Origin of the sequence: Streptomyces collinus Tu 365 (assembly GCF_000444875.1) — a bacterium.
Classification (GTDB): Bacteria; Actinomycetota; Actinomycetes; order Streptomycetales; family Streptomycetaceae; genus Streptomyces; species Streptomyces collinus_A.
Window position 1 is genome coordinate 1,854,253 of sequence record NC_021985.1, and the last position, 17,217, is coordinate 1,871,469.

The window sequence follows — 17,217 nt, forward strand, 5'->3', positions numbered from 1 at the left end:
GAAACTGTGGACGATGCCCGGGGGCGCTGAGACCCGCCGCAGGCATCATGTGGAGGAGGCGCTGTGAGCAGCGACCCGTGGGGCCGCGTCGACGAGACGGGGACCGTGTACGTGCGTACGGCCGACGGCGAGCAGGTCGTCGGTTCCTGGGCGGCCGGCTCCCCTGAGGAGGCGCTTGCCTACTTCGAGCGCAAGTACGAGGGCCTGGTTGTCGAGATCGGCCTCCTCGAGAAGCGAGTGAAGACCACCGACCTGTCGGCGAAGGACGCCCAGACCGCGATCGACCACCTGCGCGAGCAGGTGGACGCGCACCACGCGGTCGGCGACCTGGAGGCGCTGAAGACCCGGCTGGACAAGCTCGTGGCGACGGTCGAGGCGCGGCGCGAGGAGCGCAAGGCACAACGGGCCAAGCAGTCCGACGAGGCCCGCCGGGCCAAGGAGGACCTGGTCACCGAGGCCGAGCAGCTGGCGCAGTCCGACCAGTGGCGGGCCGCCGGTGAGCGGCTGCGGGCGCTGGTGGACACCTGGAAGGGTCTGCCGCGTCTGGACCGCAAGTCCGACGACGAGCTGTGGCACCGGTTCTCGCACGCCCGGTCGGCGTTCTCCAAGCGCCGCAAGGCGCACTTCGCGCAGCTGGACGCGCAGCGCGAGGAGGCGCGCAAGACCAAGGAGCGGCTGGTCTCGGAGGCCGAGGCGCTGTCCGGTTCGACGGACTGGGGTCCGACGGCGGCGCGCTACCGCGAGCTGATGGCGGAGTGGAAGGCCGCGGGCCGTGCCCAGCGCGAGCACGAGGACGACCTGTGGAACCGCTTCCGCGGCGCCCAGGACGTGTTCTTCGCCGCCCGCAGCGGGGTCTTCGCCGAGCGGGACGCCGAGCAGGCGGAGAACCTCAAGCTCAAGGAGGAGCTGGCCGAGGAGGCCGAGAAGCTCCTGCCGATCTCGGACCTGAAGGGCACCCGGGCCGCCTTCCGCTCGATCAACGAGCGCTGGGAGGCCATCGGCCACGTCCCGCGGGACGCGCGTCCGAAGGTCGAGGGCCGGATGCACACGGTCGAGCGGGCCATCCAGGAGGCCGAGGAGGCCGAGTGGCGCCGGACCAACCCGGAAGCGCGTGCGCGTGCCGAGGGCCTGACCGGACAGCTGCAGGCCGCGGTCGACAAGCTGCGCGGCCAGATCGAGCAGGCGCGCGCCCAGGGCAACGCGTCCCGGGCCGACAAGCTGGAGCGTGAGCTGGAGGGCCGCCAGGCGCTCCTGGACCAGGCTCTGAAGGGCCTGCAGGAGTTCGGCGGCTGATCCCTCGCCGACCACGTGGAAGGGCCCCGTACGCCGTACGGGGCCCTTCTGGTGTTCCGGGTGGCTCGGCGGCTCCGTGGCTCCGTGGCTCCTACGAGCGGGTGCGCGCCGAGGTCACGCGGTAGACGTCGTACACGCCCTCCACGCCCCGTACCGCCTTCAGGACGTGGCCGAGGTGCTTCGGGTCGCCCATCTCGAAGGTGAACCGGGAGGTGGCCACCCGGTCGCGGGAGGTCTGGACGGCCGCCGAGAGGATGTTGACGTGCTGGTCGGACAGGACCCGGGTGACGTCCGACAGCAGACGGGAGCGGTCCAGGGCCTCGACCTGGATGGCGACCAGGAAGACCGAGGACTGGGTGGGCGCCCACTCGACGTCGAGGATGCGCTCCGGCTCCCGGGACAGTGACTCCACGTTGACGCAGTCGCTGCGGTGAACCGATACACCGCTACCGCGCGTGACGAAGCCGATGATCGGGTCGCCCGGGACCGGGGTGCAGCAGCGGGCCAGCTTCACCCACACGTCGTCGACGCCCTTGACGACGACGCCGGGGTCGGCGCTGGAGCGGCGCTTGCGGCCGCGGCCGCGGGCCGGCGGGACCGTCTCGTCGATCTCCTCGGTGGCGGCCTCCTCGCCGCCGAGGGCCTGGACGAGCTTCTGCACGATGTTCTGCGCGGAGACATGGCCCTCGCCGATCGCCGCGTACAGCGCGGAGATGTCCGAGTAGCGCATCTCGTGGGCGAGGGTGACCAGGGAGTCGCCGGTGAGGATGCGCTGGATCGGCAGGTTCTGCTTGCGCATGGCGCGCACGATGGCGTCCTTGCCCTGCTCGATCGCCTCGTCGCGGCGCTCCTTGGAGAACCAGGCCCGGATCTTGTTGCGCGCCCGGGGGGACTTGACGAACCCGAGCCAGTCCCGGGACGGCCCGGCGCCGGCCGCCTTGGAGGTGAAGACCTCGACCAGGTCGCCGTTGTCCAGGGTGGACTCGAGCGGTACGAGCCGGCCGTTGACCCGCGCTCCTATCGTGCGGTGGCCGACCTCGGTGTGGACGGCGTACGCGAAGTCGACCGGGGTGGCACCGGCCGGGAGCGCGATGACGTCGCCCTTGGGCGTGAAGACGAAGACCTCGTTGCGGGACAGGTCGAAGCGCAGGGACTCCAGGAACTCGCCGGGGTCCTCGGTCTCCTTCTGCCAGTCGAGCAACTGCCGCAGCCACGCCATGTCGTTGATGGCGTCCTTGTCCTTGCCGGACGCCTTGGGCACGTCGGTGCGGACCTTGGAGGCGCCGGCCACGGCCTCCTGCTTGTACTTCCAGTGCGCGGCGATGCCGTACTCCGCGCGCCGGTGCATGTCGAACGTGCGGATCTGCAGTTCGACGGGCTTGCCGTTCGGGCCGATGACCGTCGTGTGGAGCGACTGGTACATGTTGAACTTCGGCATGGCGATGTAGTCCTTGAACCGGCCGGGAACCGGGTTCCATCGCGCGTGCACCGTGCCGAGGGCCGCGTAGCAGTCGCGGACCGTGTCGACGAGGACACGGATGCCCACCAGGTCGTAGATCTCCGCGAAGTCACGGCCGCGGACGATCATCTTCTGGTAGACGCTGTAGTAGTGCTTCGGGCGTCCGGTGACGGTCGCCTTGATCCGGGCGGCCCGCAGGTCGGCCTGGACCTCGTCGGTGACTATGGCGAGGTACTCGTCACGCTTGGGCGCCCGTTCGGCGACCAGCCGGACGATCTCGTCGTACATCTTGGGGTAGAGGATCGCGAACGCGAGGTCCTCCAGCTCCCACTTGATGGTGTTCATGCCCAGCCGGTGGGCCAGCGGCGCGTAGATCTCCAGCGTCTCGCGCGCCTTCTTCTCCTGCTTCTCGCGCTTGAGGTAGCGCATGGTGCGCATGTTGTGCAGGCGGTCGGCGAGTTTGATGACCAGGACGCGCGGGTCCTTGGCCATGGCCACGACCATCTTGCGCACGGTCTCGGCCTGCGCGGCCTCGCCGAACTTGACCTTGTCCAGCTTCGTGACGCCGTCGACGAGCAGCGCGACGACGTCGCCGAAGTCGCGGCGCAGGTCGTCCAGGCCGTACTCGGTGTCCTCGACGGTGTCGTGCAGCAGCCCGGCCATCAGGGTCGCCGGGTCCATGCCCAGCTCGGCGAGGATGGTGGTGACGGCGAGCGGGTGCGTGATGTACGGGTCGCCGCTCTTGCGCTTCTGGCCGCGGTGCCAGCGCTCGGCGACCTGGTAGGCGCGCTCGATCTGCCGGAGCGTCGAGTTCTCGATCTTCGGGTCGTTGCTGCGCACTATCCGCAGCAACGGCTCCAGCACCGGGTTGTACGGGTTCGCGCGCTGGACGCCGAGGCGGGCCAGGCGGGCGCGGACGCGGTTGGAGGAGCCGGAGCGGGCGGGCTGTCCCGCGGCGGGGCGCACCGGCGGGGCCGGTTTGGGACGGGCGACTTCGGCAGCCTTCTCCACCGGCGCGGACTGGGCGTGCTCCACCGCCCCACGCGTGTCGTTCTTCGCGTGCGACACGTTCGGCGCGGGTTTGGCCGCGGCCGCCGAGGCGGACTCGGGCTTGGCGGCGGTCAGGTGCTGGGCCTCGTCTGGCAAGAGGACTCCTCGTGCGCGATCCGGGTCCCCGGTCAGGCCCCAGACGTACATGGTAGCGAGCCGACGCGCCCGGTGCCGACGAGGCCGTACACAGCGGTCGGGGGCCCGCGTGCGCCGCGGGCCCCCGACCTCACCTCACCTCAGCATCGCGTCGGATGCCCGCGGTGATGAGCGGTTACGTCACTTCCAGTTGAAGAGCGCCGCGCCCTTCACCTTCATCTCCTTCTCGGCGAGGACGTTCCCCCACGGCACCTTGACGCTGCCGGTCTTGCCGCAGCCGGCGTTGTACCACTTCTTCCGGCCGTTGACGAAGCCCTTCACCTGGACGCAGATCGAGCCGCCCCGGTAGACCGCCCAGGTGTAACCCATCTTCAGCCCCGGACGCCCGAAGTGGCCGCAGCCGTCGTTGACGGTGCTCCACCGGCCCGGGAGGCTGACTGCCCGGTTCCAGTCACCGCAGTCGGCCGGTGAGACCTTGGACGTCACGACCGGTGAGGGAGCCGGGCTCGCGCTGGCGGTCGTCGCGCCGGCCGTGAGAGTGGCCGCGGACAGAAGCGAGACGACCCCCGTCGCCAGCTTGCCTGACATGTTCATCGAATCTCCTCCTGTGGTGTGCCTGGTCAGTGGCACACCAAGATCCCATCATGGCAGGGGCATGACTGGGTACAGAGTTGAGATAGATCTGAGCTACGACTCGTGGACGCACTGTCACCGGCGGCCGTAGGCGAAGGGCGCCCGGGATGTCCCCGGGCGCCCTTCGTGCCTCATCCGGCTCTGGCTGGCTGCCGGCGGTCCGTCTCAGATGGTGAGGAGTGCCTCCAGCGGCGCCCCCGCCAGAGCCGGCTCCAGCCGGCCGCGACCGCCGAGGAAGGCGAGTTCCATCAGCACCGCGACGCCCGCCACCTCGGCACCGGCCCGGTGTATGAGCCGGATCGCCGCCTCGGCGGTGCCTCCGGTGGCGAGGACGTCGTCGACGACCAGGATGCGGTCGCCCGAGGTGAGGTCCTCCGCGTGCACCTCGATCTCCGCCGAGCCGTACTCCAGGTCGTAGGCCTGACGCAGGGTCGCCCCGGGCAGCTTGCCCGCCTTGCGGACCGGGATGAAGCCGAGGCCGGCGTGGACGGCGACCGGGGCGCCCAGGATGAAGCCCCGGGCCTCCAGGCCGACGATCTTGGTCGCGCCGGTGTCCGCGGCGATCCCGGCGAGCGCGCCGGTCAGGCTCGTGAACGCGTCCGGGTCCGCGAGCAGCGGGGTGATGTCCTTGAACATCACGCCCGGCTCCGGGTAGTCCGCCACGTCCCGGATGCGGCTGAGGAGCAGCTCCTGGATGTCCGTCATCGGCGCTTCCCGGAGGTCCTGCCCCGGCCCCGGTTGCGGGAGACGGGCTGGTTGCGCGGGCCGACGACGGCGGGTGCGTTGTCGTCGGACTCGTCACCGGCGGTGCCCCGGGCGTCCGCGAGGTCCTCCCCCACCGCGGCCTGGGCGCGCTTGGCCAGCACCCGCTTGCGCAGGGCCTTCATCGCCGGCTCGCGCTCCTTGAGGTCGGCGACGAGCGGGGTGGCGATGAAGATCGAGGAGTAGGCACCGGCCGCGAGGCCGACGAACAGCGACAGCGAGATGTCGTTCAGCGTGCCGGCGCCGAGGAAGCCGCCGCCGATGAACAGCAGGCCGGCCACCGGCAGCAGGGCGACCACGGTGGTGTTGATGGAACGCACCAGCGTGCCGTTGATCGACTGGTTGGCGATGTCGCTGTAGGTGAAGCGGGTCTGCTTGGTGATGTCCTTGGTCTGCTCCTTGAGGCTGTCGAAGACGACGACCGTGTCGTAGAGCGAGTAACCGAGGATGGTCAGCAGACCGATGACCGTGCCGGGCGTGACCTCGAAGCCGACCAGGGCGTAGATGCCGGTCGTGATGGTGATGTCGTGGATGAGCGCGACGAGGGCGGCGATGGCCATGCGCCACTCGAAGGCGATCGCCAGGTAGATCACCACGAGCACCATGAAGATGCCGAGGCCCTCCCAGGCCTTGTTGGCGATCTGCTCACCCCAGCTGGGCCCGACCAGGTCGGCGGCCAGCTTCTCCGGGTTGAGCTTCAGGTCCTGGGCCAGCTTCGTCTTGATCTGGTCGGACTTGCCGGTGTCGATGCCGGCGATCTGGATGCGCAGGCTGCCGTTGCCGAGCTTCTGCACGATCGCCTCGTGGCCGGAGGCGTCCTTCGCGAACACCTCCGCCTGCGCCACCGAGGTGCTCATCTTGACCGGCGTGGTGAAGACCGCGCCGCCCTGGAACTCGATGCCCATGTTCAGGCCGCGCACCGCCAGGCCGAGGATGGCCGTGATGGTGATCAGGATGGAGACGCCGTACCAGATCTTGCGCTTGCCGACGAAGTCGTAGCTGATCTCGCCACGGTGCAGTCGGGCACCGAGGTTGCCGAGTTTCGACATCGCTCACGCCTCCTTCGGGTCGGCAGGGCCGGCGGCGGGACCGGCGGGACGGCGGGTTCGGCGCAGCGGCGGCTGGGCACCCAGGCTCTTCGGGTCGAGGCCGGACCACTTGTGGCCGTCGGCGAAGAACTTCCGGCGGGCCAGCAGCGTCATCAGCGGCTTGGTGAACAGGAAGACGACGACCACGTCGAGCACGGTGGTCAGACCCAGGGTGAACGCGAAGCCCTGGACCTTGCCGACGGTGACGATGAACAGCACGGCGGCGGCGAGGAACGACACGAAGTCGGAGACCAGGATGGTGCGCCGGGCGCGCGGCCAGGCACGCTCGACGGCGGGGCGCAGCGTGCGGCCCTCGCGGATCTCGTCCCGGATGCGTTCGAAGTACACGATGAACGAGTCCGCGGTGATACCGATGGCCACGATGGCACCGCAGACGGCCGGGAGGTTCAGCGCGAAGCCGATGGCCGGGCCGAGCAGCGACATGATCACGTAGGTGAGGATCGCGGAGACCAGCAGGGACGCCATCGCGACGAGTGACAGACCGCGGTAGTAGATCACCAGGTACAGCACGACCAGCGCGAGGCCGATCGCGCCGGCGAGCAGACCGGCGCGCAGCTGCTCACCACCGAGCGCGGCGGTCACCGTGGTGACGGACTGCTCCTTGAAGGTCAGCGGCAGGGCGCCGTACGACAGCATGTTCGCGAGGCTCTGCGCCTCCTTCTGGGTGAAGCTGCCGGAGATGTACGCGTTGCCGCCGGTGATGGCGGTCTGCACGTACGGGTGGGAGACGACCTCGTCGTCCAGAACGATCGCGAACTCGTTCTGCGGGGTGGTCCGCTGCGCCAGCTTGGCGGTGACGTCGGCGAACTTCTTCGCCCCGCTGGAGTCGAACGTCATGTCCACCTGCCAGCCCCCGGCACCCTGGGTGTTCAAGGTGGCCTGGGCCTTCTTGATCTCCGTGCCGGAGACGTCGACGGGGCCGAGCAGGAACTTGCTCCAGACCTTGCCGTCCTTGCCGCAGGCGACGGTGGTCTCCCCCGTCTTGACGTTCCGGCCGGCGACGGCGCGCTGCTTGGGGTCGTTGCAGTCGAGCGTGGCGTACTGCTTGGCCGCCGCGGCGGCCGAGGGGTCGGCGCTGCCGGACGCGGCAGGAGAGGGGCTGCCGGCTGCCTTCGGGCTGCTGCTCACGGACGGCGAGGCGTCGGCCTTCAAGGCGTCGGTGACGGCGCGGCCCTGTGAGGTGGCGCCGGCCGAAGGGCTGGCGGAGCTCCCGGAGACCTTGTCCTGGGCCTTGGCCGAGCCCGACGCGCTCGGAGAGGCGGAGCCGGCGCCCGGGGAGGCGGAGCCGCTCGGGCTGGCGCTCGGGGTGGGTGTCGCCGCGCCGGTCGTCGCCTCGCGCTGGATCACCGGCCGGAAGTAGAGCTTGGCCGTGGTGCCGACCTGCTGGCGTGCTTCCTCGGAGTTCGTCCCCTTGGGGATGTTGACGATGATGTTCCGGTCGCCCTGGGTCTGCACCTCCGCTTCCGAGACACCGAGCCCATTGACACGGCGGTTCATGATGTCGACCGCGGTGTCCATGTTCGTCTTGTTGATCGCGTTGGGCTGCCCCGGCTCGTTGACGGCTTCGAGGGTGATGCTCGTGCCGCCGGCGAGGTCGATGCCGAGACGCGGGGTGCGGTGCCCGGAGGCGAACATCCCGGCGGTGAGCGCCACGATGGCGATCAGAATGAGGGCCAGCGAGCGCCCTGGCTTGCTCTGGGCGCTCGCGCTCCGGCCCTTCTTAGGTGCTGCCACCTTCTCGTACTCCCTCTCGGGCCGCCCCGCTGCCGGTGGGCGCGGTCGGCCATGACATGGTGTCGGGATCCCGTGCGGAGACACACGCGGCCGGGGTGCGCGGGGCGCGGTCGGTGCCGCGCCGCACACCCCGGGACGTGGCTACTTCGCGTCGGCGTCGCCGTCGGTCTTCTTCGGCTCTTCGTCGGCCTCGGCCTTGGCCTCGGCAGCGGCGGCGGCCGCGTCCGTCCTGGCCTCGGCGGCGGCGGCCGCGTCGGCCTTGTCCTCGGCGGCGTCCTGCTTGCCCAGGTCGACGGCCTTGTCGTCGGAGGCGGCGGCGGGCTCCTCCGAGGCGTCGGTCCCGGTCAGGGAGGAGGCGTCGTCCGGGACGATGTCCGTGTCGGACTTCAGGTCGTGCTCGACGCCGTGGACGATGCGGTTGTACTCGTCGTCGGTGAGGACGGCGCCGATCGCGTTCTTGGCGAAGAGGAGCTCGACGCCCGGTCCGGCGTCGAGGAGGACGGTGTCCTCGTTGACCTCCTTGACCGTCGCGTACATGCCCCCGATCGTGCGGACGCCCGAGCCGGGCTGCAACTCGTTGCGCATGCTGGCGGCCTGCTGCTGCTTCTTCTTGGCCGATCGCGTCATCAGGAACATGGCCGCGATGAGCACGATGAAGGGGAGAAGGGTAAAGGCATTCACGGGACGGAATTTCCTTCGCGCGACCGCGCGGAGAGCGGCCTGTTGGATGGGGGTGGGTCGGCGCCGCCCGCAAGGGCGGCATCGGCGGAGTCTAAGCGAGTCCGCGCGCATGGAACAACGCTCAGCATGGCACCTGGGTTCCTGCTCAGGCCAATGTCCCGGCCGTCACGAACGCATCACGCCGCCCTCACGCCCCGAACAGGTCCCCTTGTCCGTTTCCCGCGGCCGACGAGCGGGGCGGGGTCAGACCGAGGTGCTCCCAGGCCGCCGGGGTGCCGACCCGGCCCCGTGGCGTACGGGCGAGCAGACCCTCCCGGACCAGGAAGGGCTCGGCGACCTCCTCGACCGTCTCGCGCTCCTCCCCCACCGCGACCGCCAGCGTCGACAGACCGACCGGACCGCCGCCGAACAGTTTCAGCAGCGCCTCCAGGACGGCCCGGTCGAGGCGGTCGAGGCCGCGCGCGTCGACCTCGTACACGGCGAGGGCGGCCGCGGCGATCTCTCGGGTGATCAGGCCGTCCGCCTTGACCTGGGCGTAGTCGCGCACCCGGCGCAGCAGACGGTTGGCGATGCGGGGCGTGCCGCGGGAGCGGCCGGCGATCTCGGCGGCGCCGTCCGGCTCGATCTCGACGTCCAGCAGGTGCGCCGAGCGGTGCACGACCCGTTCCAGCTCGGTGGGCTCGTAGAACTCCATGTGCGCGGTGAAGCCGAAGCGGTCGCGCAGCGGGGGCGGCAGCAGGCCGGCGCGCGTGGTGGCCCCGACCAGGGTGAAGGGCGGCAGTTCGAGCGGGATGGCGGTGGCGCCCGGGCCCTTGCCGACGATGACGTCGACCCGGAAGTCCTCCATGGCCATGTACAGCATCTCCTCGGCGGGCCGGGACATGCGGTGGATCTCGTCCAGGAAGAGGACCTCACCCTCCTGGAGGGAGGAGAGGATCGCCGCCAGGTCGCCCGCGTGCTGGATGGCGGGGCCCGAGGTGATGCGGATGGGGGCGCCCATCTCGGCCGCGATGATCATCGACAGGGTGGTCTTGCCCAGGCCGGGCGCGCCGGAGAGGAGCACGTGGTCGGCGGTGGCGCCGCGCGCGCGTGCGGCGCGCAGCACGAGGTCGAGCTGTTCGCGGACCTTCTCCTGCCCGATGAACTCGCCGAGGTCCTTGGGCCGCAGGGCGGCCTCGACGGCCTGGTCCTCCCGGTCGGCGACCGAGCCCACCAGCCGCTCCTCGGCGGTGTCGGACGTGTCGTCCCAGTTCATGAATGTGCCTCGACAGGGGTTGGGGTCAGCGGGCTCGGTTCAGGGTCTGCAGCGCGGCCTTCAGCAACTGGCCCACCTGGGGCGTGCCGTCGGCGGCCTCGGCCTGCGGGGCCACGGCCGCCACGGCCTCCTCGGCCTCGCGGGTGGCGTAGCCCAGGCCGATGAGGGCGGCGTGCAGCTGGTCGCGCCAGCCCTGGGTGACCGGGGCGCCGACCGCGGGGGCGCCGGTGGGCGCGCCGAGCCGGTCCTTCAGCTCCAGCAGCAGCTTCTGCGCGCCCTTCTTGCCGATGCCGGGGACGGCGGTGAGGGCCTTCTCGTCACCGGTGGCGACGGCGCGGCGCAGCGCGTCCGGGGTGTGCACGGCGAGCATCGCCTGGGCGAGCCGGGGGCCGACGCCGCTCGCGGTCTGGAGCAGGACGAAGACCTGGCGCGCGTCGTCGTCGGCGAAGCCGTAGAGGGTCAGGGAGTCCTCGCGGACGACCAGGGAGGTGTGCAGCTTGGCGGGCCGGCCGACGCGCAGCGTGGAGAGCGTGTCGGGCGTGCACTGGACGGACATGCCGACGCCGCCGACCTCGACGACCGCCGCGTCGGGGGCGAGCGCGGCGACCGTGCCGCTGACGAAGGCGATCATGCCGTACGGCCTTTCGTTGCGTGGGCGGTGTGCAGGGCGACCGCCCGCTGGAGCCGGTTCTGGGCGGGGGCGCGCCAGATGTGGCAGATGGCGAGGGCGAGGGCGTCGGCGGCGTCGGCGGGCTTCGGCGGGGCGCTGAGCCGCAGCAGCCGGGTGACCATGGCGCCGACCTGGGCCTTGTCGGCGCGGCCTGTGCCGGTGACGGCGGCCTTGACCTCGCTGGGGGTGTGCAGGGCGACCGGGATGCCGCGCCGCGCGGCGCAGAGCATCGCGACGGCGCTGGCCTGGGCGGTGCCCATGACGGTGCTGACGTTGTGCTGGCTGAAGACGCGCTCGACGGCGACGAACTCCGGCCGGTGCTCGTCGAGCCACTGCTCCAGGCCCTGTTCGACGGCGAGCAGCCGGAGGCTGAGGTCGGCGTCGGCGGGCGTGCGGACGACGCCCACCCCGAGCATGGTCAGCGGCCGGCCCGCGACCCCCTCGACGACGCCCACACCGCACCGCGTCAGTCCGGGGTCCACCCCCATCACGCGCACGCGCCCCTCCCTTCGACCGCCTGTTCCCGCAGGCTATCGGGTACCACCGACAACGCCCCGCAGCGGCGCCGGGAAGGCGACGGGCCGACGGGGTGTCCCGTCGGCCCGTGAGAACCCGTGCAGCCCTTCGGCGGTGCTGCGCGTCGACTACGCGTCGACCTTCTCCATGATCTCGTCGCTGACGTCGAAGTTGGCGAAGACGTTCTGCACGTCGTCGCTGTCCTCGAGCGCGTCGATCAGCTTGAAGATCTTCTTGGCGCCCTCCTCGTCCAGTTCGACCTGGACGGACGGCACGAAGCTGGAGTCGGCGGAGTCGTAGTCGATGCCGGCCTCCTGGAGGGCGGTGCGGACCGCGACCAGGTCGGTGGCCTCGCTGATGACCTCGAAGGTCTCACCGAGGTCGTTGACCTCCTCGGCGCCCGCGTCCAGGACGGCGCCGAGGACGTCGTCCTCGCTCAGCTCGCCCTTGGGGACGATGACGACGCCCTTGCGGCTGAACATGTACGACACGGAGCCCGGGTCCGCCATGTTGCCGCCGTTGCGGGTCATGGCGACCCGGACGTCGGAGGCGGCGCGGTTGCGGTTGTCGGTGAGGCACTCGATGAGCACCGCGACACCGTTGGGGCCGTAGCCCTCGTACATGATCGTCTCGTAGTCCGCGCCACCGGCCTCGAGACCGCCGCCGCGCTTGATGGCGGAGTCGATGTTCTTGTTCGGGACCGACTGCTTCTTGGCCTTCTGGACGGCGTCGTAGAGCGTCGGGTTGCCTTCGAGGTCCACGCCGCCCATGCGCGCCGCGACCTCGATGTTCTTGATCAGCTTCGCGAAGAGCTTGCCGCGCTTGGCGTCGATCACGGCCTTCTTGTGCTTCGTCGTGGCCCATTTAGAGTGGCCGGACATCTGCCTGTCTCCTTCGCGTAACCCATCTCTGCAACGACTCCAGAGATCCTACAAGGACTCCGGTGTCCGGTTGGCGCGCACCATGTCGACGAACAGCGAGTGCACGCGGTGGTCGCCGGTCAGCTCCGGGTGGAACGACGTGGCGAGCACGTTGCCCTGGCGGACCGCGACGGTGTGGCCGTTGTGCTCGGCGAGCACCTCGACGTCGGCACCCACGGACTCGACCCAGGGGGCGCGGATGAAGACGCCCTCCACAGGATGGCCCTCGACGCCCTTGACGTCGACCGCTGCCTCGAAGGACTCGTTCTGCCGGCCGAAGGCGTTGCGGCGCACGATCATGTCGATGCCGCCGACGGTCTCCTGGCCCGAGCGGGGGTCGAGGATCTTGTCGGCGAGCATGATCATGCCCGCGCAGGTGCCGTAGACGGGCATGCCCGCGCGCACGCGCGCACGGAGCGGTTCCATCACTCCGAACATGACGGCCAGCTTGGAGATGGTGGTCGACTCGCCGCCGGGCAGGACGAGACCGTCCACCTCGGCGAGTTCCTCGGGGCGCCGCACCGGCCTGGCCACGGCGTCGGCCGCGGCCAGGGCGATGAGGTGCTCCCGTACGTCGCCCTGGAGTGCCAGGACGCCAATGACGGGGGTGTTCATGTGGTTCGGTGCCTTACCAGCCGCGGTTGGCGTAGCGCTCGGTCTCGGGAAGGGTGTCGCAGTTGATGCCGACCATGGCCTCGCCGAGGTTGCGGGACGCGTCCGCGATGATCTTCGGGTCGTCGAAGGCGGCGGTGGCCTTCACGATGGCGGCGGCGCGCTTGGCCGGGTCGCCGGACTTGAAGATGCCGGAGCCGACGAACACGCCCTCGGCGCCGAGCTGGCGCATCAGGGCGGCGTCGGCCGGGGTGGCGACGCCACCGGCGGAGAAGAGGACCACCGGGAGCTTGCCCAGCTCGGCGACCTCCTTGACGAGCTCGTAGGGGGCGCGCAGCTCCTTGGCGGCGGCGTACAGCTCGTTGTTGTCGTAGCCGCGCAGGCGGGCGATCTCGTTCTTGATCTGGCGCAGGTGGCGGACGGCCTCGACGACGTTGCCGGTGCCGGCCTCGCCCTTGGAGCGGATCATGGCGGCGCCCTCGGCGATGCGGCGCAGGGCCTCGCCCAGGTTGGTGGCACCGCAGACGAAGGGGGTGGTGAACGCCCACTTGTCGGAGTGGTTGACCTCGTCGGCCGGGGTGAGGACCTCGGACTCGTCGATGTAGTCGACGCCGAGGGACTGCAGCACCTGGGCCTCGACGAAGTGGCCGATGCGGGACTTGGCCATGACCGGGATCGAGACGGCGTCGATGATGCCCTCGATCATGTCCGGGTCGGACATGCGGGCCACGCCGCCGTCCTTGCGGATGTCGGCCGGGACCCGCTCCAGGGCCATGACGGCGACGGCGCCCGCGTCCTCGGCGATCTTCGCCTGCTCCGGCGTGACGACGTCCATGATCACGCCGTTCTTGAGCTGCTCGGCCATGCCGCGCTTCACACGGGCGGTGCCGGTCTCGGGAGCCTGGTTCTCGGTGGTGGACACGGGTGACCTCACTGATGGGGTTGAGAGTTTCTGCAGCGTCGAGGTAACGCGAGCGGACCAGGCCACAGCAAGGGCCAATGACAAGCCGGTGGATCCTTTTGGCCCGCGGGCGGCTCAGGCGACGCGCTCGACCAGGGCGGCGGGCGGCTCGTCGTCCATCTCGACGGCCAGCGGGAAGGGGGCGTGGCCGGCCAGCCGGAACCAGCGGACCTTGCGGTGCTCCCGGAGCCTGCGGGCGGCGCCCACGGCGTCGTTGTGGAAGCGGCGGGCCATGGGGACCCGGCGCACGGCCTCGGCCAGCTCACGGGCCGCCTCCTCGCCGCCCGGGGCCTCGCGCACGGCCTCGACCTGCCGTGCGTCCCCGAAGACCGCGCGCAGGGCCTGGCTCAGCTCGCTCTCCGCGACCTCCCGGTGCTCCTCCTCGGCCTGCCGGGCGGCGTGCGCCGCCTCGTAGAGGACGATCGAGGCGGCCGGGTCCAGCACGCCCGAGGTCGCCAGTTCCTGGGCCACCGAGGCCCGGCGCAGCAACTGCGCGTCGAGCGCGGCCCGCGCGGCGTCCATCCGCACGTGCAGCCGGTCGAGCCGGCCGGCCGTCCAGCTCAGGTACAGGCCGACGGCGACGAGCGCGACGAGGATCCAGATGAGGGTTGCGGTCACGGGCGAAGGCTATCGGTGGGCCACGGTCAGTCGCGGGCCAGGCCGAACCGCGCCCGCAGGCCCGTCCGGTCGTCGGTGGCCACCGCCGACGTGCCGGTGGTGACCGTCTCGTACACCGACAGGATGTCCGCGCCGACGGTGGACCAGTCGAAGCGGCGGACGTGGGCGCTGCCCCGCTCGCGCAGTTCCTCCCGCCGGTCCGGGTCCGCCAGGAGCCTGACGGCCGCCTCGGCCAGGGCGTCCGCGTCCTCGTTGGCGAAGACCTCGCCGGCCGCGCCCTGGTCGAGGACCTGGACGAAGGCGTCCAGGTCGGAGGCGAGCACGGGGGCGCCGGCCGACATGGCCTCGACGAGGATGATGCCGAAGCTCTCGCCGCCGGTGTTGGGCGCCACGTACAGGTCGACGCTGCGCAGGAAGCGGGCCTTGTCCTCGTCGCTGACCATGCCGAGGAACTCGACGCGGGAGCGCAGCTCCTTCGGCAGGTCCTCGACGGCCGCCTCCTCGTCGCCGCGTCCCGCGACCAGCAGCCGGGCGCCCGGGCGGGCGGCGAGGATCTTCGGCAGGGCCCTCATCAGGACCGGGAGCCCCTTGCGGGGCTCGTCGATACGGCCGATGAAGCCGAGCGTCTCGCCCTGCCACTCGGGGCGCGGCTCGGCCTTGGCGAAGAAGTCGACGTCGACGCCGTTGGGGATGACGACCGCGTCGCCGCCCAGGTGCTCGACCAGCGTGCGCCGGGCGTACTCGCTGACCGCGATCCGCGCGCTGATCTTCTCCAGCGCGGCCTGGAGGATCGCGTACGCGGCGATCATGGCGCGGGAGCGGGGGTTGGAGGTGTGGAAGGTGGCCACGATCGGGCCGGAGGCCGCCCAGCAGGTGAGCAGGCCGAGCGAGGGCGACGTCGGCTCGTGGATGTGGACCACGTCGAACCCGCCCTCGTGCAGCCAGCGCCGTACCCGGGCGGCCGACAGGAAGCCGAAGTTCAGCCGGGCCACCGAGCCGTTGTACGGCACCGGCACCGCGCGCCCGGCCGACACGACGTAGGGCGGCAGCGGGGTGTCGTCGTCCGCGGGCGCGAGGACGGATACCTCGTGGCCGAGGCGGATGAAGTACTCGGCCAGGTCACGGATGTGGAACTGGACGCCACCGGGCACGTCCCAGGAGTACGGGCAGACGATCCCGATTCTCACGAGGGTCCCTTCGCGGGGTCGAGGTCGGCGAGCCACAGCCGCTGGAGCATGTGCCAGTCCTCCGGATGGTCGGCGATCCCGGTGGCGAAGGCGTCCGCCAGCGCCTGTGTCATGACGGACGTCTTCTCGGCCCGGGTACCTGATCCGGGCACCTCGATCGCCGGGTGCACCTGGCCCTTCATGACGGGCGAGTCGTCGTACCAGAGGGTGACCGGCAGCAGCAGGGCGCCGGTCTGCTGGGCGAGCAGGGCCGGGCCGGCGGGCATCCGGGCCTTCTCGCCGAAGAAGTCGACCTCCACGCCGGAGGCCGACAGGTCGCGGTCGGCCACCAGGCAGACCAGGCCGCCGTCGCGCAGCCGTCGGGCCAGGGTGCCGAAGGCGGAGCCGCCGCTGTGCGGCAGCACCTCCATGCCGAGGCCCTCGCGGTAGGCGACGAAGCGGTCGTACAGGGTCTCGGGCCTCAGCCGTTCGGCGACCGTGGTGAACGGCGTCCGCAGCTTGGTGGTGACCCAGGCGCCGGCCAGGTCCCAGTTGGCCAGGTGCGGCAGGGCGAGTATCACGCCCTGCCCGGAGGCCAGGCCGTCGGTGAGGCGGTGGATGTCCTTGGGGTCGAAGCCCGTGCGCACCCGCTCGGCGCTCCAGGCGGGGAGCCGGAAGGACTCCATCCAGTAGCGCAGGTACGACCGCATGCCCGCGCGCGAGAGGGCGCGCAGGCGCTCGGGCGTCGCGTCGGGCACCACGCGCGCGTAGTTGGCCTCCAGCCGCAGCACGCCCTTGCCGCGCTGCTTCCAGGCGAGGTCGGCGATGGTGCGGCCGAGGCGGACCGCGACCGGTTCGGGGAGCCTCTTCACGGTGCCCCAGCCGACTCCGTAGAGCGTGTCGCTGAGCCGGTCGGCGGCGCTCACGTCGAGGCCCCGCTCCCCCGGGCCGCGTCCTCGCGCGCGGCCGCCTCCGCCTCGGCGGACTCGCGGCGCACGGTGACCACCCGCTGGACCAGCGTGACCAGGCTGCCCACGGCGACGATCCACAGGGCGACCGGCAGCAGCCACTGGATGCCCGGCACCCCGAACTTGTGCAGGCCCGCGAAACCGGCGGCGACCAGCGAGATCACCAGCCGCTCGGCGCGCTCGACGAGCCCGTTGACGGCCACCGGCAGCCCGATCGACTCGCCGCGCGCCTTGGTGTAGGACACCACCTGTCCGCTCGCCAGGCAGAAGATGGAGACGGCGCACAGCGCGTTGTCGTCGCCGTTGCCCGCGTACCACAGCGCGAAGCCGCCGAAGATCGCTCCGTCGGCGACCCGGTCGAGGGTCGAGTCGAGGAACGCGCCCCAGCGGCTGGAACGGCCGAGCTGGCGGGCCATGTTGCCGTCGACCAGGTCCGAGAAGACGAACAGCGTGATGACGACCGTGCCCCAGAAGAACTCGCCCCTGGGGTAGAAGACCAGCGCGCCCGCGACCACACCGGCCGTGCCGATGAGCGTGACCGTGTCGGGGCTGACGCCCCGGCGGATGAGAAACGCGGCGAACGGTGTGAGGACACGCGTGAAGAATGCACGCGCGTACTTGTTCAGCATGGCCTTCCCGAGGGTCGGTGTCGCCGCGGCCCTGATGGCCTCCGGCTGGCCCATCGTAGCCACGCGCGCGCGTGCGTGACGGGCG

Annotated in this window: 17 protein-coding genes; 1 reads left to right on the forward strand and 16 read right to left on the reverse strand. The window is 71.1% G+C overall.

Annotation, left to right across the window (positions count from 1 at the left end; translation table 11 throughout):
* Positions 1–63 precede the first annotated feature (63 nt).
* The gene (locus B446_RS07715; protein ID WP_020938863.1) at positions 64–1,293 is read left to right on the forward strand and encodes a DUF349 domain-containing protein; all 1,230 of its coding nucleotides are present in this window, start codon (positions 64–66) and stop codon (positions 1,291–1,293) included.
* 91 nt (positions 1,294–1,384) lie between these two features.
* Here the strand turns inward: B446_RS07715 and B446_RS07720 are convergent, their stop codons facing one another.
* The 16 genes from B446_RS07720 to pgsA form a co-directional block, all read right to left on the reverse strand.
* On the reverse strand, positions 1,385–3,898 hold the full coding sequence (locus B446_RS07720) for a RelA/SpoT family protein (protein WP_020938864.1): 2,514 nt from the start codon (positions 3,896–3,898) through the stop codon (positions 1,385–1,387).
* Between the two features lie 180 nt (positions 3,899–4,078).
* On the reverse strand, positions 4,079–4,492 hold the full coding sequence (locus tag B446_RS07725; protein WP_020938865.1) for a hypothetical protein: 414 nt from the start codon (positions 4,490–4,492) through the stop codon (positions 4,079–4,081).
* A 204-nt stretch (positions 4,493–4,696) separates the two neighbouring features.
* A complete protein-coding gene (locus tag B446_RS07730; RefSeq protein WP_020938866.1) occupies positions 4,697–5,236 on the reverse strand; it encodes an adenine phosphoribosyltransferase in 540 nt (179 codons plus the stop codon).
* Positions 5,233–6,342, reverse strand: coding sequence for a protein translocase subunit SecF (gene secF / locus B446_RS07735; protein WP_020938867.1), 1,110 nt, complete (start codon positions 6,340–6,342; stop codon positions 5,233–5,235). Before secF ends, B446_RS07730 begins: the two co-directional genes overlap by 4 nt.
* A gap of 3 nt (positions 6,343–6,345) precedes the next feature.
* Complete coding sequence (secD, locus tag B446_RS07740; protein ID WP_078614658.1) at positions 6,346–8,136, reverse strand: protein translocase subunit SecD; 1,791 nt, start codon at positions 8,134–8,136, stop codon at positions 6,346–6,348.
* 141 nt (positions 8,137–8,277) lie between these two features.
* Positions 8,278–8,817, reverse strand: a complete 540-nt coding sequence (gene yajC, locus B446_RS07745; RefSeq protein WP_020938869.1) for a preprotein translocase subunit YajC — start codon at positions 8,815–8,817, stop codon at positions 8,278–8,280.
* A 187-nt stretch (positions 8,818–9,004) separates the two neighbouring features.
* Positions 9,005–10,072 carry a Holliday junction branch migration DNA helicase RuvB gene (gene ruvB / locus B446_RS07750; protein WP_020938870.1) on the reverse strand — a complete coding sequence of 356 codons (1,068 nt, stop codon included), beginning with the start codon at positions 10,070–10,072 and terminating at the stop codon, positions 9,005–9,007.
* A gap of 25 nt (positions 10,073–10,097) precedes the next feature.
* Positions 10,098–10,703: a Holliday junction branch migration protein RuvA gene (ruvA, locus tag B446_RS07755; protein WP_020938871.1), complete on the reverse strand. Its 606-nt coding sequence runs from the start codon at positions 10,701–10,703 to the stop codon at positions 10,098–10,100.
* Complete coding sequence (gene ruvC / locus B446_RS07760) at positions 10,700–11,239, reverse strand: crossover junction endodeoxyribonuclease RuvC (RefSeq protein WP_020938872.1); 540 nt, start codon at positions 11,237–11,239, stop codon at positions 10,700–10,702. Before ruvC ends, ruvA begins: the two co-directional genes overlap by 4 nt.
* 147 nt (positions 11,240–11,386) lie before the next feature.
* Positions 11,387–12,139, reverse strand: coding sequence for a YebC/PmpR family DNA-binding transcriptional regulator (locus tag B446_RS07765; protein ID WP_020938873.1), 753 nt, complete (start codon positions 12,137–12,139; stop codon positions 11,387–11,389).
* Between the two features lie 48 nt (positions 12,140–12,187).
* A complete protein-coding gene (gene pdxT, locus B446_RS07770) occupies positions 12,188–12,793 on the reverse strand; it encodes a pyridoxal 5'-phosphate synthase glutaminase subunit PdxT (protein ID WP_020938874.1) in 606 nt (201 codons plus the stop codon).
* Between the two features lie 13 nt (positions 12,794–12,806).
* A complete protein-coding gene (pdxS, locus tag B446_RS07775; RefSeq protein ID WP_020938875.1) occupies positions 12,807–13,712 on the reverse strand; it encodes a pyridoxal 5'-phosphate synthase lyase subunit PdxS in 906 nt (301 codons plus the stop codon).
* A gap of 114 nt (positions 13,713–13,826) precedes the next feature.
* Positions 13,827–14,369 (reverse strand): hypothetical protein, encoded by a 543-nt coding sequence (locus tag B446_RS07780; RefSeq protein ID WP_020938876.1) that lies wholly within the window; start codon positions 14,367–14,369, stop codon positions 13,827–13,829.
* 26 nt (positions 14,370–14,395) lie between these two features.
* Positions 14,396–15,556, reverse strand: coding sequence for a glycosyltransferase family 4 protein (locus B446_RS07785; protein WP_020938877.1), 1,161 nt, complete (start codon positions 15,554–15,556; stop codon positions 14,396–14,398).
* Positions 15,553–16,461: a phosphatidylinositol mannoside acyltransferase gene (locus B446_RS07790; RefSeq protein ID WP_020938878.1), complete on the reverse strand. Its 909-nt coding sequence runs from the start codon at positions 16,459–16,461 to the stop codon at positions 15,553–15,555. The genes B446_RS07785 and B446_RS07790 overlap by 4 nt, the downstream gene beginning before the upstream one ends.
* Positions 16,458–17,186, reverse strand: coding sequence for a phosphatidylinositol phosphate synthase (gene pgsA / locus B446_RS07795; protein WP_020938879.1), 729 nt, complete (start codon positions 17,184–17,186; stop codon positions 16,458–16,460). Before pgsA ends, B446_RS07790 begins: the two co-directional genes overlap by 4 nt.
* Positions 17,187–17,217 lie beyond the last annotated feature (31 nt).